The following is a 24294-nucleotide window of genomic DNA, read 5'->3' as shown; positions in this document are numbered from 1 at the left end:
AAATGAAGCTTTACACGAAAACAGGCGATACAGGGAAAACAAGTCTTATCGGTGGACGCGTTGACAAAGATAGCTTACGCGTAGAGACATATGGGGCCATCGATGAATTAAATTCTTTTATTGGTAAGGCTATTAGTGAACTAGATCGTGAGCTATTCAAGGATATTCTAATTGATTTAGAAACGATTCAACATGAGCTTTTTGATGCAGGTGGTGACCTCGCTAATGTCATGAAGGAGCGCCATTACAAGCTTACAGAGCAGCCAATTGAAGTGTTGGAATCGCGTATTGATGCATTGTCAGATGAAGCACCACCATTACAACGCTTTATTCTACCAGGCGGTGCACCAGCAGCTGCAACTTTACACATTGCCCGCACAGTAGCACGTCGAGCGGAGCGTCAAATGGTAACGCTGATGAAGGAAATCGAAGATGTACCGACAATTGTACAAAAATATTTAAATCGTCTATCCGATTATTTATTTGCGGTTGCACGTGTTGTGAATTTCCGATTGAATGTTGCGGATATTGAATATATTCGAAGCGGCAATGTCTTTAAAAAATAACTTGATCAAATTACGCTCAATACCTAAAGCTGTTGATGACATTTGATATAGGTTGATTGGAGTGGAGGCTGGGCGACTCCTCGGGGATTAGCGATAGAGGAACGAAGGCTAAAAGCATCACATCCTGTGATAACGCCTTCGTGACCAACGTCGTGTTGGCCCGAGACCCTGGAGCGAGTGAAGCGGCTCATCGGACGCCCCCAGGAAGCTCTGCTCTGCGCGAAAGCGAAGCGGCAGCAACAAAGCGCACAGCCGGAACGGAAATCAACCCCACGTTTTGGTGAAAGCACATATTAGTTTTGAAATAAAATAGCTACTTTGAAATTTAGCGCACTTAAAAAAAGTCGATTTGTCATCAAAAACATGATGCAAATCGACTTTTTGATTTTCTAAATACAATAAAAAGACAAATTTGTAATATAAATGAATAAAACCCTTTAGTGGTTAAGAGCCCGCTTTTAAAATTCAGGGTGGCTTTTTTTCTTGTAAAATGTAAGAATATAAAATTATCAGAAATATTTCCGTTTTATGTTGACTGAATGCTCACTCATTTATTAGAATAGGAATATAATGATTGAACTAGCAAATTTACCACAAAGAGAGAAACTTACGACAAACTAAAGGGGGGACCAACCATGAGTCCATTAGTAATTGCAAACATTGTTCTAACAGTCGTGGTTGTGCTTTATGCAGTAGGATTATTTTTCTATCTGTTAAAAACACGCTATAAGTTTGTGCAATTGGGGAAAAAGGTTGAGTTTGATGAAAGTGTTCAAGAACGAATTCGTTATCTTATGGTCAATGTACTTGGCCAAAATAAGTTATTAAAAGATCCGAAGAGTGGTTTAATTCACGTTATGTTCTTCTATGGATTTTTGATGGTGCAGCTAGGTGCCATTGATTTAATTTGGAAGGGGTTAGCACCTGGGTCACATTTGCCACTTGGCATTTTCTATAGTGTGTTTACATTCTTCCAAGAGCTTGTAGTATTAATGATTTTAGTGGCGGTTGTGTGGGCATTTTACCGTCGTTATGTAGAAAAGCTAGTACGTCTAAAACGAGGCTGGAAAAATGGACTTGTCTTAATATTCATAGGTGGGTTAATGGTATCCACATTGCTTGCAAATGGTATGGGCATAATTTTGCATGGTGAAGAACTAACTTATACAGAGCCAGTTGCTTCTGGCATTGCTGCTATTTTTAGCTTCTTACCAGCATCAGCGGCGGGGGTTGTTTTCTATGTAATGTGGTGGTCGCACTTATTGATTCTATTGACATTCTTAGTGTATGTACCACAATCGAAGCACTTCCACTTAATTGTAAGCCCAATCAATGTATACATGAACCGTTTAGATCGTACAGGTACTTTAACGCCGATCGATTTTGAAGCATTAGAAAATGCTGAAGATGAAGAGGATATTCCAGCAATTGGTGTTGGACGTATTCAAGACTTCACACAAAAACAAATGCTAGATTTATATTCCTGTGTAGAGTGCGGGCGCTGTACAAATATGTGTCCAGCGTCAGGTACAGGGAAAATGCTATCACCGATGGATTTAATCGTGAAGCTACGTGATCATTTAACATTTACAGGTGCTGTTGAGACAAAGCAAAAGCCTTGGGTACCTTATCAATTCTTTGCTAAAACAAAGGGGAATCAGTTAGCGATGGCAGCTGGTGCTGAGGGGGCAGTCATCGAAGATATCTACAGCCCTTCTTTAATCGGCGATGTCATTACAGAAGAAGAGATTTGGGCATGTACAACTTGCCGTAACTGTGAGGATCAATGTCCTGTTATGAACGAGCATGTAGATAAAATTATTGATTTACGTCGTTACTTAACAATGACAGAAGGAAAAGTAAACCCTGATGCACAACGTGCGATGACAAATATCGAACGTCAAGGCAATCCTTGGGGCTTAAACCGTAAAGAAAAAGAAAATTGGCGTGACCTAGATCCAACAATTCATATTCCAACAGTGAAAGAGCTGAAAAAATCAGGGGAAGAAATGGAATATTTATTCTGGGTAGGATCAATGGGTGCGTTTGATAACCGCTCACAAAAAATTGCCTTAGCTTTCTGTCGTTTATTAAACAAGGCAGGCGTGAAGTTTGCGATTTTAGGAAATAAAGAGAAAAATTCAGGGGACACTCCACGTCGATTAGGAAATGAGTTTTTATTCCAAGAGCTAGCAACAGCGAATATTGATGAATTTGAGAAAAACGACGTGAAGAAAATCGTTACGATTGACCCTCATGCTTATAATATCTTTAAAAATGAATACCAAGACTTTGGCTGGAAGGGCGAGGTCTACCATCATACTGAACTATTGAATCAATTGATTGATGAAAATCGACTAGCGTTAAATTACGAAGTTCATGAAACGATTGTGTTCCATGATTCTTGTTATTTAGGTCGTTATAACGATGTTTATGATGCACCACGTGAGATTTTACGAGGAATTCCAGGTATTAAGCTTGTGGAAATGGAGCGTAATCGTGAGGAAGCAATGTGCTGTGGTGCAGGTGGCGGCTTAATGTGGATGGAAGAGCATGTCGGCAACCGAATTAACGTAGCAAGAACAGAGCAAGCTTTAGCAACGAATGCTTCAGTTATTTCTTCTGGATGTCCTTACTGCTTAACGATGCTTGAAGATGGTACAAAGGCAAAAGAGGTTGAGGATACAATCGGTACATTCGACGTTGCAGAACTATTGGAGCGTTCTGTATTTGGCGAAAAAGTGAAAGCTGTCGAGGAATCTGTTGAAGAAGCAGCGGATGTAATGGTTGAAGAAGTAGTAGCTTCTGTAGATAGTGTCGAACAAGACAAGAATGCGGAAATTAACGCAGAAAAATGATGGTTATTGCAGAAATATTTTAGTTATCTGAAAAATATAAATTGCACAATAAATAATTGTTTTGTAGAATAAGATTAAATGGAAATGGGAGTTAACTTAAAACTCCCATTTTTCATAGATAGAGGTCGAGCGAGCGTTCAGTCAACGTTGATGCTCTTATACTTCTTCTAGAACGTAAAACAAAAGGGGTGTTTTACTTGAATAGAGCAGTTATTTTAGCAGGGGCAAGAACTGCATTTGGTAAGTTTGGAGGTTCACTATCAGCATTAAGCGCGAGTGATTTAGGCGCAATCGCCATAAAAGGGGCACTTGAGAAAGCGAATATTTCGCCTGATGAAGTGGATGAAGTAATTTTAGGCTCCGTTTTACAAGGGGGACAGGGCCAAATTCCTTCAAGGCAGGCTGCGATCAAAGCTAATTTACCAATAGCAGTGAAAACAGAAACGATTAACAAGGTTTGTGCGTCAGGGATGCGTGCTGTAACACTAGCGGATCAGCTAATTCGATTAGGGGACGAAGAAGTAATGATCGCTGGTGGTATGGAATCCATGTCCAATGCACCGTATTATCTACAAAATGGTCGAACAGGCTTACGCATGGGCGACTCAACAATGGTAGATGGCATGCTATATGATGGCTTAACATGTGCTTTCGATAAGGCAAGGCCGCATATGGGAAGCTACGGTAATGTAACGGCTAAAGAATATTCGTTAAGCCGTGAGGAGCAGGATGCTTGGTCTGTTCGCAGTCATGAACGTGCTCTTGCGGCAATTGAGAAAGGTTACTTTGCTGAAGAAATCGTCCCTGTGGAAATTCCACAACGTAAGGGAGAGCCGCTTCAAGTCGATACGGACGAGGCACCAAGAGCTGGTACGTCAATAGAGGTACTTGCAAAACTCAAGCCAGCCTTTGACAAGGATGGAACGATTACAGCAGGTAATGCACCTGGCGTTAACGATGGTGCATGTGCCTTAGTAGTAATGAGTGAGGAACGTGCAGCGCGTGAAGGCAGAGAGCCGCTTGCGGTGATTATCGGCCATGAAGAGCTTGCGATTGAGCCAGAGAACTTCCCGCAAACACCAGGGCTTGTTATTAACAAATTACTTAAAAAGACGGGGAAATCATTAGCTGACATTGATTTGATCGAAATCAATGAAGCGTTTGCAGCAGTAGCTCTTGTCAGCAAGCAGCTGGCGGATTTAGATGCTGAAAAGGTCAATGTTAACGGTGGTGCAGTTGCATTAGGTCATCCAATCGGAGCATCTGGAGCACGCATTATTTTAACACTTGCTCATGAATTAAAACGTCGTGGCGGTGGTATCGGAATTGCTGCTATCTGCTCAGGTGGAGGGCAAGGCGATGCGATTATGATTGACGTACCGAAAACAGGGGGACACAAATGATGGGAATTCAAAAAGTAATGGTTATTGGTGCTGGGCAAATGGGCTCCGGCATTGCACAAGTTTGTGCACAAGCTGGCTATGAGGTCAAACTGAATGACATGAAGCAAGAATTTTTCGAACGCGGTTTAGGCGTCATTACGAAAAACCTGACACGTGATGTCGAAAAGGGGCGTAAAACTGAGGATGAGAAGGCAGCCATTTTAGGTCGTATTAATATGTCACTAGATATACAGGATGCTAGTGACGTAGATATTGTCATTGAGGCAGCTGTGGAGAATTTGGAAGTGAAGCAATCCATCTTTAAGCAAATTGATCAGATTGCACCGGCACATGCCATTTTAGCTACGAATACATCATCTTTACCAATTACAGAAATTGCAGCTGTAACAAATCGTCCAGAGCAAGTGATTGGTATGCACTTTATGAATCCTGTACCTGTTATGAAACTTGTAGAAATTATTAGAGGGTTAGCTACTAGTGATGAAGTCTACAAAGCAGTTGAAGACATGACGGTAAAACTATCGAAAACACCAGTGGAAGTAAATGACTTCCCAGGCTTTATTTCGAATCGTATTTTATTACCAATGATTAATGAAGCGATCTACGCATTGTATGAGGGTGTAGCATCGAAAGAAGCCATTGACGATGTGATGAAGCTCGGCATGAATCATCCGATGGGTCCGTTAACATTGGCAGACTTTATTGGTCTTGATACATGTCTATCCATCATGGAGATTTTACATGAGGGCTTAGGTGATAGTAAATATAGACCTTGTCCATTGCTTCGTAAATATGTGGCAGCAGGATGGCTAGGTAAAAAATCTGGAAGAGGCTTTTACGTTTATGAATAATCCTATGGGGATGGGACGATTCAAATGAAGTGCAATGCTACGGGACAACGTACAGGGGTGACATTATAGATGCATTTACAATTTACAGATGAACAAATAATGATGCGAGATATGGTTCGTAATTTCGCTCAGGATAAAATTGAACCGTGGGTAGAACGTATGGAAGCAGGAGAGTTTCCACGTGAACTCCTTGCGCAAATGGGCGAATTAGGTTTAATGGGAATCACGACGCCTGAGGAATTAGGCGGCTCAGCGATGGATTTCACATCGTACATAATTGCAATCAATGAACTATCAAAGGTTAGCGCAGTAATGGGTGTTATTTTATCCGTGCATACTTCGGTTGGAACAAATCCTATAATTTATTTCGGCAACGATGAACAGAAGAAACGCTATGTTCCAAAGCTTGCTGCTGGTGAATATTTAGGGGCATTTTGTTTAACAGAGCCTAGCGCTGGTTCTGATGCTGGCTCTTTACAATCCAAAGCGGTGCGAGATGGAGATGAATATGTCATCAACGGCTCCAAGGTGTTTATTACAAACGGTGGAGAAGCGGATGTTTATATTGTCTTTGCCTCAACGAATCCTGCTGAAAAAACACGTGGTATTTCGGCATTTATTGTTGAAAAAGGAACACCAGGCTTAATCATAGGTAAGGATGAACATAAAATGGGCCTACACGGCTCACGTACAGTTCAATTAACATTCGACAACTGTCGTATTCCAGCCGCAAACCTTCTTGGGGAGGAAGGGGAAGGCTTTAAAATTGCAATGGCTAACTTAGATGTTGGACGTATTGGAATCGCAGCTCAAGCTCTAGGTATTGCTGAAGCAGCACTAGAGGCAGCTACTGCGTATGCAAAAGAACGTGTTCAATTTGGAAAGCCTATTGCAGCGCAACAAGGAGTTGGCTTCAAGCTTGCTGATATGGCAACGGCTGTAGAATCAGCAAAACTACTAGTCTATCGAGCAGCAGATTTACGTACAAAAGGATTGCCGTGCGGAGCTGAGGCCTCGATGGCGAAACTTTTTGCCTCTCGTACAGCCGTGCAAACAGCGATTGACGCTATACAAATTTTTGGTGGCTATGGCTATACAAAAGACTATCCTGTAGAGCGTTATTTCCGAGATGCAAAGGTGACAGAAATATACGAGGGTACAAGTGAAATTCAAAAGCTAGTCATTAGTAAACATTTACTTAAATAAAGTCTGATGTTATGTTGCAATGTTGATTTTTTACGGATGATGTCGCTTGCTAAAAGAAAACTTCTATAGAAATCAACAATATCAGGCGTATTGATTAGGGAAATATAGGTTTATTATTGGCTGATAAAAGGATTTTTTTGTTGATATTTTGCTAATGTACGTCCATTTTTACTGATTGTAGCGTAGGGCTACTCGACTCCCGCAGGAAAGCGAGTAGCCCGTAGCGGAAATCATAGCCTTCTAAATAATCGGAATGGATAAAAATGGTTAATCAACACACTTGCAACAATATAGCACTAACTGAGTCTAACGAAAAAGGGGAAATGGACAATGAACTTTCAATTATCAGAAGAGCATGAGCAATTACGTGAAATGATTCGTGATTTTGCTATTAATGAAGTAGCACCAACGGCAGCTGAACGTGACGAGAACGAAGAGTTTGACCGCGCAATTTTCGATAAAATGGCGGAGCTAGGCTTAACAGGTATTCCATGGCCAGAAGAATACGGGGGTGCAGGCTTTGATTATCTTGCATATGTCATTGCTGTAGAGGAATTATCGCGTGTATGTGCTTCAACAGGGGTAACTTTATCAGCACATACGTCACTTGCTGGGTGGCCGATCTTTAAATTTGGTAATGAAGAACAAAAACAAAAATACCTTCGTCCAATGGCAGAAGGTAAACATATCGGTGCATATGGTTTAACGGAGCCAGGATCAGGTTCGGATGCTGGTGGTATGAGAACATATGCAAAACTTGATGGCGATGATTATATTTTAAATGGCTCGAAGATTTTCATTACCAATGGCGGAGTAGCAGATACATATGTTGTATTTGCAGTAACAGATCCAGAAGCTAAAAATGGCACAACTGCTTTTATCGTTGAAGCTGGCTTTGAAGGTTTCTCGGTAGGGAAGAAGGAGAAAAAACTAGGAATTCGTTCATCTCCTACAACTGAAATTATTTTTGATAACTGTCGCGTTCCGAAAGAAAATATGCTTGGAGCTGAGGGAGAAGGCTTCAAAATTGCGATGACAACACTTGATGGAGGTCGTAATGGTATTGCGGCACAAGCTCTAGGGATTGCACAAGGAGCATTGGATGCAGCGGTTGAATACGGTAAAGAACGTGTGCAATTTGGTAAGCCGATTACTGCCAACCAAGGTGTATCCTTTAAACTAGCAGATATGGCAACTCAAATTGAAGCATCTCGACTGCTTACATACCAAGCGGCTTGGTTGGAATCAAATGGTCTACCTTATGGTAAGGCATCTGCAATGGCAAAATTAATGGCTGGCGATACGGCGATGAATGTAACAACTGAGGCGGTTCAAGTCTTTGGTGGATATGGTTATACGAAGGATTATCCAGTTGAGCGCTTCATGCGTGATGCGAAAATTACACAAATTTACGAAGGTACACAGGAGATTCAACGACTTGTTATCTCTCGTATGTTGACAAAATAACGTATGACAGAAAGAGATCAAAGACCCCAAGTACAGTCAACAGTAAAAGATGAAAATCTCATCGCCATTCGTCGAGAACAGATGATAGAGGGAGCCATTAAATTATTTAGAGAAAAAGGATTTCACCGTGCCACAACGAGAGAAATCGCAAAAGCGGCAGGCTTTAGTATCGGAACATTATATGAATATATTCGTACGAAGGAAGACGTCCTTTACCTTGTATGTGATAGTATTTATCACCATGCGATGGGGCGACTTTCAAGTTTTGAGATTAAGGCAGGAACGATTGAAGAGCTAAAGGAAATGATTCGAGAGTATTTCTTGCAAATTGATAGTTTGGTTGATGAGCTGACAATCATGTATCAGGAAACTAAATCGCTGTCGAAAGAAGCACAACGCTATGTCTTTAGTAAAGAGTTTGAAATGGTTGCTACTTTTGAGCGATTACTAAAACGCTGTGTACAGTCAGGTGAAATAACGATGACAGATAAACAAATTCACTTGGCAGCAAATAACTTAGTCGTTTCTGGGCAAAGCTGGGCATTCCGTAAATGGGCGCTCCATCGTCAGCACTCTATTGACGAATTTATTGAAATACAAATTACTTTGTTCATTTCAGGCATAAAGGGGTTCTAATAAGTTCTGTAAAGGGGTTGTCGGTAATTGCATAGAGCGACATTGCAATTACCGATTTTTTTTATCTTCATTCATCATTTGACTACCATCTTTGAAGGTGATGAGATGAATGCGGATGTGATTTCCTTTCATTGGATGTCCAAACACCTACTGAAATAAAGGAACTCAGTCTAAGAACGCCACGTCCTGTGGCAACGACTGAGTGACCAACATCATGTTGGCCTAAAGCCTCCGGCGGATGTCACGGATTTTGAAAGGAATGAATTGTGCCAGCACAATTCAAAATCCGGACGCAATTACGCCAAGGCGAAATTGATGTATAAAAAGGCTCATCACTAAAGGTTGGGGATGGCATTTGTTAAAAACGTACGCCATGTAAATAAGTTGATTGGAGTGGAGACTGGGCGACTCCTTGGGGATCAGCAATAGAGGAACGAAGGCTAAAACCATCACATCCTGTGATAACGCCTTCGTGACCAACATCCTGTTGCCCCAAGCGGCTCATCGGACGCCCCCAGGAAGCTCTGCTCTGCGCGAAAGCGAAGCGTCAGCGGCAAAGCGCCCAGTCGGAACGGAAATCAACCCCACGTTATGCTAATGAGGCTATAAAGAACATTAAGGGGAGAAAGTGGGGATTTCATATGACAAAGGTAGAAGTATATCGTCCAAAAAATCACGTACGTTTTGTTACAGCATCAAGTCTTTTTGATGGACATGACGCTTCGGTTAACATTATGCGACGTATTTTACAATCAAGCGGTGTAGAGGTAATCCATTTAGGACATAACCGCTCCGTGGAAGAAGTCGTAAATGCTGCGATACAAGAGGATGCTCAAGGCATTGCGATATCTTCTTATCAAGGCGGGCATATGGAATACTTTAAATATATGTATGATTTGTTGCGTGAAAAAGGGGCGCCACATATTAAAATTTATGGTGGCGGCGGTGGTGTTATTTTACCACGTGAAATTAAAGAGCTACATGCTTACGGGATTGCAGGGATTTTCTCACCAGAGGATGGGCGTGTTTTAGGATTACAAGGGATGATTAATCAGAAAATTAAAGGAACTGATTTCCCGACTGCTATAGGTAGCTATCAAGAAAAGCTAGATGCTCTATCGACGGAAACACCTGAAATTTTAGCGAATTTATTAACTGCTGCTGAGTCGAATGATGATGAAGAGACGAAAGAGATGCTAGCGGAAGCTCGTAAACGCTCAAAAGAGACGCCTGTATTAGGTATTACTGGAACAGGTGGTGCGGGTAAATCTTCCTTAACAGATGAATTAATTCGTCGTTTCTTGAAAGAGTTTCCGGATAAGCGCGTAGCTATTCTTTCTGTCGATCCGACAAAGCAAAAGACAGGTGGGGCTTTACTTGGTGACCGAATTCGTATGAATGCGATTTTCAATAATCGCGTATATATGCGTAGTTTAGCAACCCGTGGATCTCGTACAGAGCTTACTGCTTCCATTGGGGATGTGCTAGATGTAACGCGTGTAGCGGGCTATGATTTAATCATTGTAGAAACAAGTGGTATTGGTCAGGGTGATGCGGAAATTACAAAATACACTGATCTATCTATGTATGTCATGACAAGTGAGTTTGGTGCGCCAACACAGCTTGAGAAAATTGACATGATTGATTTTGCGGATGTGATCGCTATCAATAAATTTGAACGCAAAGGTTCTGAGGATGCATTACGTCAAGTGCAGAAGCAATACCAACGTTCACGTGAGCTTTGGGATGAATCACTTGATAATATGCCTGTGTACGGTACGATTGCCAGTCAATTTAATGATAAAGGAACGAATGCTTTATTTGCTGCATTAGTAAATATCATTAATGCGAAGACAGGTAGTCATTGGGAAACAGGCTATGAGCAATTTGCGAAAACGCAAAAGCAAGATGTTATCATTCCAAACGACCGTCGTTATTATTTACGAGAACTCACAGATACTGTGCGTGGCTATCATAAAAAATCAGAGCAACAGGTGGAATTTGCTCGCCGTCTATTCCAATTAGAGGGAGCTATCGAAGCGATTAAGGAAAAGGCGCCAAATGATGCACTTGTCGCATCTCTTTCTTCTTTAGCAGAAGGTGCCAGAGATGAATTAACGGCTGAGTCTAAACGTATTTTAGATAATTGGCAGGCTTTAAAAGAAGCGTATGCTGGAGATGAATTGGTAACGAAAGTTCGTGATAAGGAAATTCGAACAATTTTAAGAACAACAAGTCTTTCTGGTACGAAAATCCCTAAAGTTGCCCTGCCGAAATTCGTAGATTATGGTGAAATTTTACGCTGGGTTTATAAAGAAAATGTACCTGGTGAATTCCCGTATACAGCGGGGGTATTCCAATTTAAACGTGAAGGGGAAGATCCGAAACGACAATTTGCTGGCGAGGGGACACCTGAGCGTACAAATAAACGATTCCATTATTTATCGAAAGATGATGATGCGAAACGATTATCAACAGCATTTGATTCGGTAACGCTATATGGTGAGGACCCAGATTACCGACCTGATATTTACGGGAAGGTTGGAGAGTCGGGTGTATCCATTTGTACGTTAGAGGATATGAAAAAGCTGTATGCAGGCTTTGATTTATGTGCGCCATCGACTTCAGTATCGATGACAATTAACGGTCCAGCACCGGTTATTTTAGCAATGTTCATGAATACGGCTATTGATCAACAAGTGAAACTACGTGAGAAAGAACTGGGTCGACCTTTGACAGTTGAAGAATTTACGGAAACACGCGAGAAAACATTACAGGTTGTACGTGGAACCGTCCAAGCAGATATTTTAAAGGAAGATCAAGGGCAAAATACATGTATATTCTCAACAGAGTTTGCGTTACGTATGATGGGGGATATTCAGCAATACTTTATCGATCATAAAGTTCGTAATTATTACTCCGTATCTATTTCTGGATACCATATTGCCGAAGCTGGTGCGAACCCAATATCACAGTTGGCCTTTACATTAGCAAATGGCTTTACGTATGTAGAATATTATTTAAGTCGTGGAATGAATATTGACGACTTTGCGCCAAATCTATCATTCTTCTTCTCAAACGGACTGGATCCAGAGTACACAGTTATTGGACGCGTAGCTCGCCGTATTTGGGCGGTTGTCATGCGTGACAAGTACGATGCCAATGAACGAGCGCAAAAATTAAAGTATCATATCCAAACATCTGGACGTAGTTTGCATGCACAGGAGATTGATTTTAATGATATCCGTACAACGTTACAGGCGTTAATGGCATTACAAGATAACTGTAATTCATTGCATACAAATGCATATGATGAGGCCATTACAACGCCTACGGAAGAATCTGTACGTCGTGCGATGGCCATTCAAATGATTATTACGAAGGAACATGGCTTAGCGAAAAACGAAAATCCATTACAAGGAGCGTATATCGTAGAAGAGTTAACAGACCTTGTAGAAGAAGCGGTACTAGAAGAGTTTGATCGTATCAATGATCGTGGTGGCGTACTAGGCGCAATGGAAACACAATATCAACGTGGTAAGATTCAAGAGGAATCTATGCACTACGAGATGCTAAAGCATTCAGGTGAGTTACCAATCATTGGTGTAAACACATACTTAAATCCGAATCCGCCTTCTGAAGATGACATTAACAATATGGAAATTGCACGTGCATCGACGGAAGAAAAAGAGACGCAAATTCATAATTTACAAGCCTTCTGGAAGCAACATGAAGGAGAGAACGCAGCGGCTCTTGCTCGTTTACAACAAGTAGCTGTAAACAACGGTAATATTTTCGCGGAGCTTATGGAAACTGTAAAGGTCGCTAGCTTAGGGCAAATCACAAATGCTTTATACGAGGTAGGCGGACAATATCGTCGTAATATGTAATGATCTTTTTGCTGTATAACAATTATTCCATTTTGTACAAAATGTTGGTGTAGTTGTAAGTGTCTAGTCTTAGGATTAGGCACTTCTTTTTATTTCCGTTATAATAGAAATGTAAAAAAAAAGGGAGGCGCAATAGATGATGAAATCGGCTATTAACTACATCATTATTTTAGCTTTGGTGGTAGGAGTTATATTCCTGTATGATAAGCAAATTGGCGCTGTTCCTTTACTATTATTATCTGTCTATTTGTTTTACATGGGGATAAAAAAAATGCGTGATATAAAAAACAGTAATTGAAGCTAGCAATGAGGATAATACTTTGTATATAATGGGTATTATGCTTATGATGGGAAGTTACTTTTGTGCGGCCTTTTTTTGCTGCGCTCCGAAAATAAAGCTATATGAATTTTAAAACGTCCATTGTGATGAGAGAAAGGAAGTGCACGAATGAATTTTCGTGAAATGACAAAAGAACAATTAGCGGAAGAATCGTTAATTAACTTAGCTTATGCAATTTTAAATGAAAAACGTGCCTCAGTGTCTTTTAATGATTTATTAACAATAATGCAAGAGCTTGTGGGCTATAGTGATGAAGAAATGAAAGGCCGCCTACTACAATTTTACACAGATTTAAATGTAGAAGGCCGCTTCTTATTTAATCAAGAAACAGGCTGGGGCTTACGTGAATGGTATAAAGTTGAACAGATTGAAGAAGAAACAGCTCCATCTGTTAAAACTCATAAGAAAAAATCTAAAGCAGCCCTTGAGGATGAAGAAGATTTAGAAGAAGATTTAGAAGAAGAAGATATTGACTTTGATGAAGATTATGAAGAATTCGTTGAAGAAGAAGAAGAAGATGAAGAAGAAGCAGATGCTAAAGAAGATATCGACTTTGATGAAGAAGATATAGAGGACATCGATGAAGAAATCGATGAGGACTTTATCGATGAAGATGAAGATGAAGAAGAATTTGAAGAAGAGGATGAAGTCTAACTTATTTCAGCAAACATCCGCTGAAATAGAGGAACTCAGTCTAGAACGCCACGTCCTGTGGCATTACCGAAATGACCGACATCGTGTCGGCCCTCGTGCAGGCCTAAGCGCAAAGCCGATTCCGGACACAATTATGCCGAGGCATAATTGATGATAATTACTCTTTGAAATTTTCTTTCTTTTATCCTTGTAGTAAAAAATCTTGACTTCTATCACGGTTACGTTTAATCTTTTACTTGGGCTCCTTATTAAAGGAGAAAGACCGTGTATGTAATACGCTTCCCCTGCAAACCTATGCAGGAGGAGCGTTTTTTTATTTTTTAAATTTATTCAGTCAAGTTCTCCCATGTTTATAACTACGGAATGAATAGTAATGCTCTAAATTATTCAAGATGTATAGTAAGCGGTGATTGAGTAATGTTAAAACTTCCTTCTTTCAGCGGGTGTCCAAACATCCACTGAAATAGAGGAACTCAGTCTAAGAACGTCACGTCCTGTGACAACGACTGAGTGACCAACGTCGTGTTGGCCCAAAGCCTCCGGCGGATGTCACGGAATCGGTAAGGAGTTCTTTGTGCAAGCACAAAGCCGATTCCAGACGCAATTATGCCGAGGCATAATTGATTAAGGAAAGTAGAAAAGAGATAGAAACGATTACAGCTTCGAATCGACTACATATATTTGTAGGCATTCTCGGCTTTTCTTATTTTAGGGATGAGAAATATTTATTTTCTTAGCCTGTCAAAATATTTGCATCAATGCTTAGAATCAGCATGTGGCGTGAATGTACTTTTCTTACTTGCAATTTCTAGAACAACATAAGGAGGAATTTTTTCATGACGAAGTATATTTTTGTAACAGGTGGGGTTGTGTCTTCACTTGGAAAAGGGATTGTAGCAGCTTCTCTAGGTCGTTTATTAAAAAATCGCGGATTAGAAGTAACGATTCAAAAATTTGACCCATATATCAATATTGACCCAGGTACAATGAGTCCTTATCAACATGGTGAAGTTTTCGTAACAGATGATGGCGCAGAAGCTGACTTAGACTTAGGTCACTACGAACGTTTTATTGATATTAACCTAGGAAAACATTCTACAGTAACATCAGGTCGTGTTTATCAGTCTGTATTACAAAAAGAACGCCGTGGTGATTACAACGGTGGAACAGTACAAGTAATTCCTCACATTACAAATGAAATCAAAGATCGTATTCAACGCGCTGGTCGCGAAACAAATGCGGATGTAGTTATTACAGAAGTAGGCGGAACAGTTGGGGATATTGAGTCATTACCATTCCTTGAAGCAATTCGCCAAATGAAAACGAACTTAGGCCATAACAACGTGATGTATGTTCATTGTACGCTTATTCCTTACATTAAAGCTGCGGGTGAGCTAAAAACAAAACCAACTCAGCATTCTGTAAAAGAATTACGTTCTTTAGGTATTCAACCAAATATTATCGTTGTACGCACAGAGCAAGAAGTGCCACAGGATATGAAAGAAAAATTAGCTTTATTCTGTGATGTTCAGCCTCACGAAATTATTGAATCTCGCGATGCAGAACATTTATATGAAGTACCTTTAAACCTTCATGCACAAGATATTGATGATATCGTGCTTGACCATTTTGGCATTGAAGCACCAGAGGCGGATATGGAAGAATGGCGCGAGCTTGTAGCAAAAGTGAAGAGCTTACCAAATAAACGAAAAGTAGCATTAGTAGGTAAATATGTAGAATTACAAGATGCTTACATTTCTGTTGTAGAGGCATTAAAACATGCAGGCTATGCATTTAATTCTGATATTGAGATTGACTGGATTAATGCAGAGCATGTAGAGGCTGACAATGTTGCTACGCTATTAAAAGGTGCTGACGCCATTTTAGTTCCAGGTGGTTTCGGTGATCGTGGAGTTGAAGGTAAAATTTTAGCGACACAATATGCTCGCGAAAATAATGTACCATTCTTAGGTATTTGCCTAGGTATGCAACTTGCAACAGTAGAATTTGCTCGTAACGTACTTGGTTTACAAGGAGCGCATTCTACAGAGCTAGATCCACAAACAGAATACCCTATTATTGATTTCTTACCAGATCAAAACGACAGCGTAGACATCGGTGGTACATTACGTTTAGGTTTATATCCATGTAAGTTAAAAGAAGGTTCAAAGTCAAGCCAAGCCTATGGTCAAGAGCTTGTTTATGAGCGTCACCGCCACCGTTATGAATTTAACAATGAATATCGTGAAGCGATGGAAGCTGCAGGTCTTGTCTTCTCAGGTACAAGTCCTGACGGTAAATTAGTGGAAATTATCGAGTTACCAGAAAATAATTTCTTCGTAGCATGCCAATTCCACCCTGAATTAGTATCACGTCCAAACCGTCCACAGCCATTGTTCCGTGATTTTATCGGAGCAACATTTAAATAATGCAAAAAAGAGTTGTCTCAAGTGCTGAGACAACTCTTTTTTATATATTTTTTACAACTCTTCGTCATCAAGGCCAAGCATTTCATCATACGCAATTTTTACGGCTTCATAAACAAAAAGGGCAGCAATAGCATGTGGCACAACTATGCGATTTCCTAAATCGTTCGGTAATAAACCACCTCGCATGCGTGTAGAAATATACGTATACGCTAAATCTGCCAGTGGATTTTCGGCATTAGCAACTTCGCTAGCAACGGCTGCAAATGGAATAAACTGATTATTTAATTGCTGTGCAAAGGCTAATGCATCCTCATCGTGTGCGCTGCGTGTAAAAATGCATACACGATCCGCTTCCGTGATCACTGTATCTTTTGTCCAAGGGACTAACTTCGTAAAACGTTCCACAGCTTGAAATGCATTTAATTCGACAACTTGCATTTCGCCAAAGCATGCGAAATAGACATTACCTTCACCAATACCCGCTTGCGCAAGTAATCGTGCTGTTTCTTCAATAGCTTCCTCTTCATTTTGTGTTATTCTTTGTAATAATCCACTTAGTTGTGTTGTTAGAATTTTTGACATGGTCCCACCTCAATCAATATTATAGGTATGAAAAGAGCAGAAAGCAAAAGCAGATAATTTATAATACTAGAAGGTATTGATAGGTAAAAGGAGAATAATACATAATAGAGAGAATTTACATGTAAGAATAATAACTCAAAAAGGGCGGAATGAAATGTGAAACGAGTACTAATTGTCGATGATCAACCAGGAATTCGTTTACTTTTAAATGAAGTGTTGAAAAAAGAAGGTTATGGTACATATTTAGCTGCAAATGGTATGGAAGCACTAAAGTATGCTGAGGAGGAGGAAATAGATTGTGTCCTACTCGACATGAAAATCCCAGGAATGGATGGCATAGAAATTTTAAAACGCTTAAAAGAGCAGTGGCCACAACTCCCGGTTTTCATGATGACAGCATATGGTGAATTGGACGTTGTACAGGAGGCATTAGATTTAGGAGCAATTCGATATTTTACTAAGCCTTTTGATATTTTTGAAGTGCGTGATGAGGTTAATAAAATTTTAAATGTTTAGAAAAACAGGCAGTGGTCAACACCGCCTGTTTTTTATGGTTATTATTCGATTCGAAGTAATGTTCTATCGTTTCATATTCACTTTGCTTCCAAAATATATGGCTCATCCTAACGTGGGGTTGATTTCCGTTCCGACTGGGCGCTTTCCTGGGGGCGTCCGATGGGCCGCTTGGGGCAACAGGATGTTGGTCACGAAGGCGTTATCACAGGACGTGATGCTTTTAGCCTTCGTTCCCCTACCTGCTCGCTGCAGGGTCTCGGGCCGACACGATGTTGGTCACGAAGGCGTTATCACAGGATGTGATGCTCTTAGCCTTCGTTCCCCTAACGCTAATCCCCAAGGAGTCGCCCAGTCTCCACTCCAATCAACTTTACGTGGCATACGTTTAACAAATGGCATATCTCCAACTTTTGATGATGAGGCAAATATATTTAAAAAAGCTAAAATTGCTACTAAGTCCGCTTCGCTTTCGCATAGAAAATAACAGCCCTTGCTTTTCAGGGGCTAACCTTCGTTTCATTAACACTACACTCCGGTTTGACACTGCCGCTCCGTTGCACTTCGCTTTCGTGCAGAAAACAAGACGCTGTCGTTCCGTTGCACTTCACTTTCGCGTAACCTCCGTTGCACTCCGCTTTCGTGTAGAAAATAACAGCCCCTGCTTTTCAGGGGCTGTTATTTTTGCTATGATTAAATAGCATATGTATGTAGAAATAATAGTCCTAAGAGGAGGATTTTTAGTATGGCATTAGTATCTATGAAAGAGATGTTAATTAAAGCAAAAGCAGAAGGTTATGCGGTTGGTCAGTTCAACATCAACAACCTTGAGTGGACTCAAGCAATTTTACAAGCAGCTGAAGAGGAAAAATCTCCAGTTATTCTAGGCGTTTCTGAAGGTGCAGGGAAATATATGGGCGGATTTATCTCCGTTGTACACATGGTAAAAGGTTTAATGGAATCTTATGGCACTACGGTACCTGTAGCTATTCACCTTGACCATGGTTCAAGCTTTGAAAAATGTAAAGAAGCAATTGATGCAGGCTTTACTTCTGTAATGATTGATGCTTCTCATCATCCATTCGAGGAAAATGTTGCGACTACTTCAAAAGTAGTTGAGTATGCTCATTCGAAAGGTGTTTCTGTTGAAGCTGAGCTTGGTACAGTAGGTGGCGACGAGGATGGCGTAATCGGTGGTATTATGTACGCTGATCCAGAAGAATGCCGTAAAATGGTTGAGCTAACAGATATCGATTGTTTAGCACCAGCACTTGGCTCTGTACATGGTCCTTATAAAGGAGAACCAAACCTAGGCTTTAAAGAAATGGAAGAAATCTCAAACTTAGCAGAACTTCCATTAGTATTACATGGTGGTACAGGTATTCCAACAAAAGATATTCAACGCTCAATTTCATTAGGTACAGCAAAAATTAACGTCAATACTGAAAATCAAATTGCTGCTACAAAAGTAATCCGTGAAGTTCTTGATAATGATAAAGTTGTTTATGATCCTCGTAAATTCCTTGCGCCAGCACGTGAAGCGATTAAAGCGACAGTTATTGGGAAAATTCGTGAATTTGGTAGTGCGCAAAAAGCATAATTTTAGTATCTAATATGCAAAAAAAGCAGAGATGAATACACATAATAAGAGAAGTGTTGATGTTGTTATCGACCTTCTCTTGTTTTTGAAATAAAAAATTTTTGGCGAAAATTTAAATAGTGGGCTTATCACCAAAAGTTGGGGTTAACATTTGTAAAATGTATGTATAAGTTGCTTTCCATTCCAACTGAATGCAACCTCAAGTAGGATGATGAGCCAAAACAGTGATCAGGAGGAACAATAATGAAATTTTTCATTGATACAGCAAACTTTGAAGAGATTAAAGAAGCACACGCATGGGGGATTTTATCAGGTGTTACAACAAACCCATCGTTAGTTGCTAAAGAAGAGAATGTTTCTTTCCATGATCGACTTCGTGAAATCACAGAGCTTGTAGATGGCTCAGTGAGCGGGGAAGTAATTGCTTTAGATGCGGAAGGTATGATTAAAGAAGGCTTAGAATTGGCTGCAATTGCTCCGAATATTACAGTTAAACTGCCAATGACTCCAGCTGGCTTAGAGGCATGTCGCTTCTTTGCAGACAAAGGTATTAAAACGAACGTAACATTAATCTTTAGTGCCAACCAAGCATTAATGGCTGCTCGTGCAGGTGCTACATATGTATCACCATTTATCGGTCGTTTAGATGATATGGGTCAAAACGGTGTAGAACTAATTGAAACGATTGCAGATATTTTCACAATTCATAATATCGATACGCAAATTATCGCTGCATCTATTCGTCATCCGCAACATGTAACAGCTGCAGCACTTGCTGGTGCACATATTTCGACTACTCCTTTTAAAGTATTAAAGCAACTTTTCAATCATCCATTAACGGAAAAAGGAATTGAAGGATTTTTAGCGGATTGGAATAAGAGAAAAGGCGAATAATAAGATTATATAGTGAGCCAATTGCAGAAAATATTACTTTCCAATCATGAGGGAGAACGCGAAATGGATGTTTATAAAATTACAGGCGAAAATCGTCTAAAAGGTACAATAAAAGTTAGTGGTGCAAAAAATAGTGCAGTCGCCTTGATTCCAGCATCAATTTTGGCGAACTCTCCAGTGACAATTGGAGGGTTACCTGAAATTTCTGATGCGTGGACGTTAAAGGCATTATTAGAGGAAATCGGTGGAGAAGTGTCATTTGAGGATGGCGTAATGACAATTGATCCAACAGACATGATTGCGTTGCCATTACCGAATGGCAACGTGAAAAAACTTCGTGCTTCCTATTACTTAATGGGAGCAATGCTTGGTCGCTTTAAAAAAGCTGTGATTGGTTTACCGGGAGGCTGTTTCTTAGGGCCGCGTCCTATTGATCAACATATTAAAGGCTTTGAGGCATTAGGTGCGAAAATCACGAATGAGCATGGAGCGATTTATTTACGTGCTGATGAATTAATTGGTGCCAAAATATATTTAGACGTTGCCAGTGTGGGAGCAACTATAAACATTATGTTAGCTGCTGTTCTTGCAAAAGGGCGTACGGTTATTGAAAATGCAGCAAAAGAACCGGAGATTATTGATGTAGCAACTCTTCTCACTAACATGGGAGCTAATATTAAAGGTGCGGGTACAAGTGTTATCCGTATTGAAGGCGTAGAGGAGCTTCATGGTACGGAGCATACGATTATTCCAGATCGCATTGAAGCGGCTACGTTTATGATCATGGCTGCCGCTTTAGGTGAAGGCATTACTATTGATAATGTTATTCCATTGCATTTAGAGGCGATTACTGCAAAGCTTCGTGAAATGGGCGTCAAAATCGAAATCGGTGAAGAAAGTATTTTTGTGCCAAAAACGGACCTTTCCACATTGCAAGCCGTTGATGTAAAAACATTAGTGTATCCTGGGTTCCCAACGGATATTCAGCAACCACTTTCTGTATTAATGTCTCAAGCATTTGGTTCCTCAAAAGTAACAGATACAATTTATACAGCTCGATTTAAGCATATTGATGAACTTCGTCGTATGAATGCCAATGCACGCGTTGAAGGAAATACAGCTATGATTACAGGTCCTAGTAAATTACAAGGTTCAACTGTAACGGCTACAGACCTTCGTGCTGGTGCCGCATTAGTATTAGCAGGCCTTTTAGCTGAAGGCGAAACAGAAATTCACGATATCTATCATATTGAGCGTGGGTATAGCTCACTTATTGAGAAATTACGTGATTTAGGCGCTGATATTCGACGTGAAACAATAATGGCACGCGTAGCAGAGACAAAGGAATAATGAGAGCTAAAAGTTTTGAACTAACTATGTTACAATAGAGGTAATTTGAATGTTTCGGCGAAGAAATATGCCGATAACGGGAGGCAAATAAGACAATGGAACGTAGTTTATCGATGGAAGTAGTACGAGTAACAGAGGCAGCAGCAATCGCATCCGGGAAATGGATGGGCCGCGGTTTGAAAATTGAGGCAGATGATGCAGCAACGACAGCGATGCGCGTAATGTTCGATACAATTCCAATGCATGCTACAGTAGTGATTGGTGAAGGTGAGATGGATGAAGCGCCAATGCTTTATATTGGTGAAGAGCTAGGCTTACGCAATGGTGGTCCTCAAGTAGATATCGCAGTTGACCCATTAGAAGGTACAAATATTGTAGCGAAGGGTACAAATGGTGCAATGACAGTTCTTGCTATTGCGGATAAAGGTAATCTTTTAAACGCGCCTGATATGTACATGGAGAAAATTGCAGTAGGTCCAGAAGCGGCTGGTAAGGTAGATATTAACGCTTCTGTTACGTATAATTTATTACAAGTAGCAAAAGCTAAAAATAAAGATATTTCGGACGTAGTAGCTACACTTTTAGATCGACCACGTCACCAAGCAATTGTTGATGAAATTAGAGAAGCAGGAGCACGTATTAAATTTATTCAAGACGGTGACGTTGGAGCAGCTATTAATACTGCTTTTGATGAAACTGGCATTGATATTATGTTTGGTACAGGTGGTGCACCAGAGGGTGTTATTTCAGCTGTTGCATTAAAATGTCTAGGTGGAGACTTCCAAGCGAAGTTAGTGCCAGAAGACGATGAACAGTTAGCACGCTGCGAAAAAATGGGTGTAGACGTAGAAAAAGTTCTTTATTTAGATGACCTTGTTAAAGGTGACGATGCTATTTTTGCAGCGACTGCTGTAACAGATTGTGAGCTATTAAAAGGTGTTCAGTATAAAGGAGCCTACGCATTAACACATTCAGTAGTTATGCGAGCTAAGTCTGGAACAGTACGTTTTGTAGAAGGTCGCCACGCTCTTGATAAAAAACCTAGCTATTAATAAATTTTTCTTCTAAAATATACCTAGTGCATCTTTTTGCACTAGGTACTTCTTCTAAATTTTCAACCATCCCATAGTTTTATAAGGCTGTGTTATGCTTCAATGTATTGCCTAGTTAATTTGAAGTATCTATCGCTATGCTTAATTTCTAACGAACCAACTGAAAATGCTGACAGGTACGAAAAGATTAACTTTATCTTCTTTTAGCAAAATGCTATTGTAGTGAAAGCAAAGTGTAACATTTACGCCAAGGCGATATAAGCCTATCGCAAAAAACTTCTATAATAACCCCAAAAATTAAAATTATATTTTGAAAAAGACTGGAGTTGTGCATATGTCTGCATTGACAATCGCTCAATTAGAAAACATGACGTTAAAGGAGCTTTATGCCCTTGCTCGCCAATATAAAATTTCATATTATAGCAAGCTAACGAAAAAAGAATTAATATTTGCTATTTTGAAAACACGTTCGGAGCAAGAAGGCTATTTCTTTATGGAAGGTGTACTAGAAATTGTTTCGCAAGAAGGCTTTGGCTTCCTTCGTCCAATTAACTACTCTCCAAGTAAAGAGGATATTTATATTTCTGCTTCTCAGATTCGTCGCTTTGACCTACGAAATGGGGACAAGGTATCTGGTAAGGTACGTCCACCTAAAGAAAATGAACGCTATTATGGATTACTACAGGTAGATGCTGTTAACGGCGAAGACCCAGAAGTAGCCAAGGAACGTGTGCATTTTCCTGCATTAACGCCTTTATATCCAGATCGACAAATTAAGCTTGAAACAACACAACGCAATCTATCGACTCGTATTATGGATTTAGTGGCACCTGTAGGTTTTGGGCAGCGTGGATTGATCGTTGCACCACCAAAAGCAGGGAAAACATCATTATTAAAAGAAATCGCGAATTCTATTACGACTAATTATCCAGATGCAGAGTTAATTGTATTACTTATTGACGAACGCCCTGAGGAAGTAACTGATATTGAACGTTCAGTGAATGCAGATGTAGTGAGCTCGACTTTCGATGAAGTTCCAGAAAATCATGTGAAAGTTGCAGAAATCGTGTTAGAACGTGCACGCCGCTTAGTTGAGCATAAGCGTGATGTTATTATTTTAATGGATTCTATTACACGTTTAGCACGTGCATATAACTTAGTTATTCCTCCGAGCGGTCGTACGCTTTCAGGTGGTATTGACCCTGCTGCGTTCCATCGACCAAAACGATTCTTCGGTTCAGCACGTAATATTGAAGAAGGCGGTAGTTTAACAATTTTAGCGACTGCTTTAGTAGATACAGGATCTCGTATGGATGAGGTCATTTATGAGGAATTTAAAGGAACAGGTAATCTAGAGCTTCATCTTGATCGCCAATTAGCAGAGCGTCGTATTTTCCCTGCGCTTGATATCCGCCGTTCAGGTACACGTAAGGAAGAGCTTCTGCTTGAGCCTGAGCAACTTGAAAAGCTGTGGGCAATTCGTAAAACATTCTCGGACGCACCAGATTTTGCGGAGCGCTTCATGAAAAAATTACGTACAACAAAATCAAATGAAGAATTCTTTGAAAAGTTAAATGAAGATATGAAAAAAGCTACTAAAGGTAAAGGCTTACTATAAAGGTGAAAATCATCATTGACTATCACTAGCTGATGATGATTTTTAAATACTGGTATATTTTAAAGGTTCTTCATCGAAAGTTGTGGATGACTTTTATTAAAACGTCTACTATGTAAATAAGTTGATTGGAGTGGAGGCTGGGGTGACTCCTTGGGGATTAGCGATAGAGGAACGAAGACTAAAACCATCACATCCTGTGATAACGCCTTCGTGACCAACCTCGTGTTGGCCCGAGACCCTGGAGCGAGCAACGCGAGTGAAGCGGCTCATCGGACGCCCCCAGGAAAGCGCCCAGCCGGAACGGAAATCAACCATACGTTATAGTGATGAGCCTTAAAATTAAAATCGTCGTAAATAAATTAAAAACTATTGTCAAATATATATT

General features: G+C 40.2%; 18 protein-coding genes. 17 read left to right on the top strand and 1 reads right to left on the bottom strand.

Features of this window, described 5'->3' with window-relative positions:
• Window positions 1-2: 2 nt before the first annotated feature.
• From ACQKN2_RS13435 to ACQKN2_RS13385, 11 genes are all read left to right on the top strand, one after another.
• Window positions 3-566 (top strand): cob(I)yrinic acid a,c-diamide adenosyltransferase, encoded by a 564-nt coding sequence (locus ACQKN2_RS13435; protein WP_079559371.1) that lies wholly within the window; start codon window positions 3-5, stop codon window positions 564-566.
• Window positions 567-1201: 635 nt separating this feature from the next.
• Window positions 1202-3424: a heterodisulfide reductase-related iron-sulfur binding cluster gene (locus tag ACQKN2_RS13430; RefSeq protein ID WP_427415381.1), complete on the top strand. Its 2223-nt coding sequence runs from the start codon at window positions 1202-1204 to the stop codon at window positions 3422-3424.
• 197 nt (window positions 3425-3621) lie between these two features.
• Window positions 3622-4827, top strand: a complete 1206-nt coding sequence (locus tag ACQKN2_RS13425; RefSeq protein WP_427415380.1) for an acetyl-CoA C-acetyltransferase — start codon at window positions 3622-3624, stop codon at window positions 4825-4827.
• Window positions 4827-5678 (top strand): 3-hydroxybutyryl-CoA dehydrogenase, encoded by an 852-nt coding sequence (locus tag ACQKN2_RS13420; protein WP_323648921.1) that lies wholly within the window; start codon window positions 4827-4829, stop codon window positions 5676-5678. Before ACQKN2_RS13425 ends, ACQKN2_RS13420 begins: the two co-directional genes overlap by 1 nt.
• Before the next feature lie 69 nt (window positions 5679-5747).
• The gene (locus ACQKN2_RS13415) at window positions 5748-6884 is read left to right on the top strand and encodes an acyl-CoA dehydrogenase (RefSeq protein WP_427415379.1); all 1137 of its coding nucleotides are present in this window, start codon (window positions 5748-5750) and stop codon (window positions 6882-6884) included.
• Between the two features lie 330 nt (window positions 6885-7214).
• Window positions 7215-8351: an acyl-CoA dehydrogenase gene (locus ACQKN2_RS13410; RefSeq protein ID WP_427415378.1), complete on the top strand. Its 1137-nt coding sequence runs from the start codon at window positions 7215-7217 to the stop codon at window positions 8349-8351.
• Between the two features lie 3 nt (window positions 8352-8354).
• Window positions 8355-8987: a TetR/AcrR family transcriptional regulator gene (locus tag ACQKN2_RS13405; RefSeq protein ID WP_427415377.1), complete on the top strand. Its 633-nt coding sequence runs from the start codon at window positions 8355-8357 to the stop codon at window positions 8985-8987.
• Window positions 8988-9628: 641 nt separating this feature from the next.
• A complete protein-coding gene (gene icmF, locus ACQKN2_RS13400) occupies window positions 9629-12877 on the top strand; it encodes a fused isobutyryl-CoA mutase/GTPase IcmF (protein ID WP_427415376.1) in 3249 nt (1082 codons plus the stop codon).
• A gap of 136 nt (window positions 12878-13013) precedes the next feature.
• Entirely contained in the window at window positions 13014-13175 is a 162-nt protein-coding gene (locus ACQKN2_RS13395; protein ID WP_185903488.1) for a hypothetical protein, read from the top strand.
• A 150-nt stretch (window positions 13176-13325) separates the two neighbouring features.
• Window positions 13326-13871: a DNA-directed RNA polymerase subunit delta gene (gene rpoE / locus ACQKN2_RS13390; protein WP_427415375.1), complete on the top strand. Its 546-nt coding sequence runs from the start codon at window positions 13326-13328 to the stop codon at window positions 13869-13871.
• A gap of 836 nt (window positions 13872-14707) precedes the next feature.
• The gene (locus ACQKN2_RS13385) at window positions 14708-16300 is read left to right on the top strand and encodes a CTP synthase (RefSeq protein ID WP_427415374.1); all 1593 of its coding nucleotides are present in this window, start codon (window positions 14708-14710) and stop codon (window positions 16298-16300) included.
• Between the two features lie 51 nt (window positions 16301-16351).
• Here ACQKN2_RS13385 and ACQKN2_RS13380 read toward each other — a convergent pair whose 3' ends face one another.
• Window positions 16352-16882 carry a DUF2529 family protein gene (locus ACQKN2_RS13380; protein ID WP_427415373.1) on the bottom strand — a complete coding sequence of 177 codons (531 nt, stop codon included), beginning with the start codon at window positions 16880-16882 and terminating at the stop codon, window positions 16352-16354.
• Between the two features lie 156 nt (window positions 16883-17038).
• Here ACQKN2_RS13380 and ACQKN2_RS13375 point away from each other — a divergent pair, with 156 nt between their 5' ends.
• The 6 genes from ACQKN2_RS13375 to rho all read left to right on the top strand — a co-directional run bounded on the left by ACQKN2_RS13375 (window position 17039) and on the right by rho (window position 23909).
• Window positions 17039-17398 (top strand): response regulator, encoded by a 360-nt coding sequence (locus tag ACQKN2_RS13375; protein WP_323648719.1) that lies wholly within the window; start codon window positions 17039-17041, stop codon window positions 17396-17398.
• Between the two features lie 742 nt (window positions 17399-18140).
• Window positions 18141-18995, top strand: coding sequence for a class II fructose-bisphosphate aldolase (locus ACQKN2_RS13370; protein WP_427415372.1), 855 nt, complete (start codon window positions 18141-18143; stop codon window positions 18993-18995).
• 243 nt (window positions 18996-19238) lie between these two features.
• Window positions 19239-19889: a fructose-6-phosphate aldolase gene (gene fsa / locus ACQKN2_RS13365; RefSeq protein ID WP_427415371.1), complete on the top strand. Its 651-nt coding sequence runs from the start codon at window positions 19239-19241 to the stop codon at window positions 19887-19889.
• A 63-nt stretch (window positions 19890-19952) separates the two neighbouring features.
• A complete protein-coding gene (locus tag ACQKN2_RS13360) occupies window positions 19953-21239 on the top strand; it encodes a UDP-N-acetylglucosamine 1-carboxyvinyltransferase (RefSeq protein WP_323648714.1) in 1287 nt (428 codons plus the stop codon).
• Window positions 21240-21334: 95 nt separating this feature from the next.
• Window positions 21335-22291, top strand: a complete 957-nt coding sequence (glpX, locus tag ACQKN2_RS13355) for a class II fructose-bisphosphatase (RefSeq protein WP_323648712.1) — start codon at window positions 21335-21337, stop codon at window positions 22289-22291.
• A 334-nt stretch (window positions 22292-22625) separates the two neighbouring features.
• A complete protein-coding gene (gene rho / locus ACQKN2_RS13350; protein ID WP_049668004.1) occupies window positions 22626-23909 on the top strand; it encodes a transcription termination factor Rho in 1284 nt (427 codons plus the stop codon).
• Window positions 23910-24294 lie beyond the last annotated feature (385 nt).

Source organism: Lysinibacillus sp. NPDC093688 (assembly GCF_050280145.1).
In the GTDB taxonomy this organism is placed as follows: Bacteria; Bacillota; Bacilli; order Bacillales_A; family Planococcaceae; genus Lysinibacillus; species Lysinibacillus xylanilyticus_B.
This window is presented reverse-complemented; position numbering and strand designations above follow the sequence as displayed.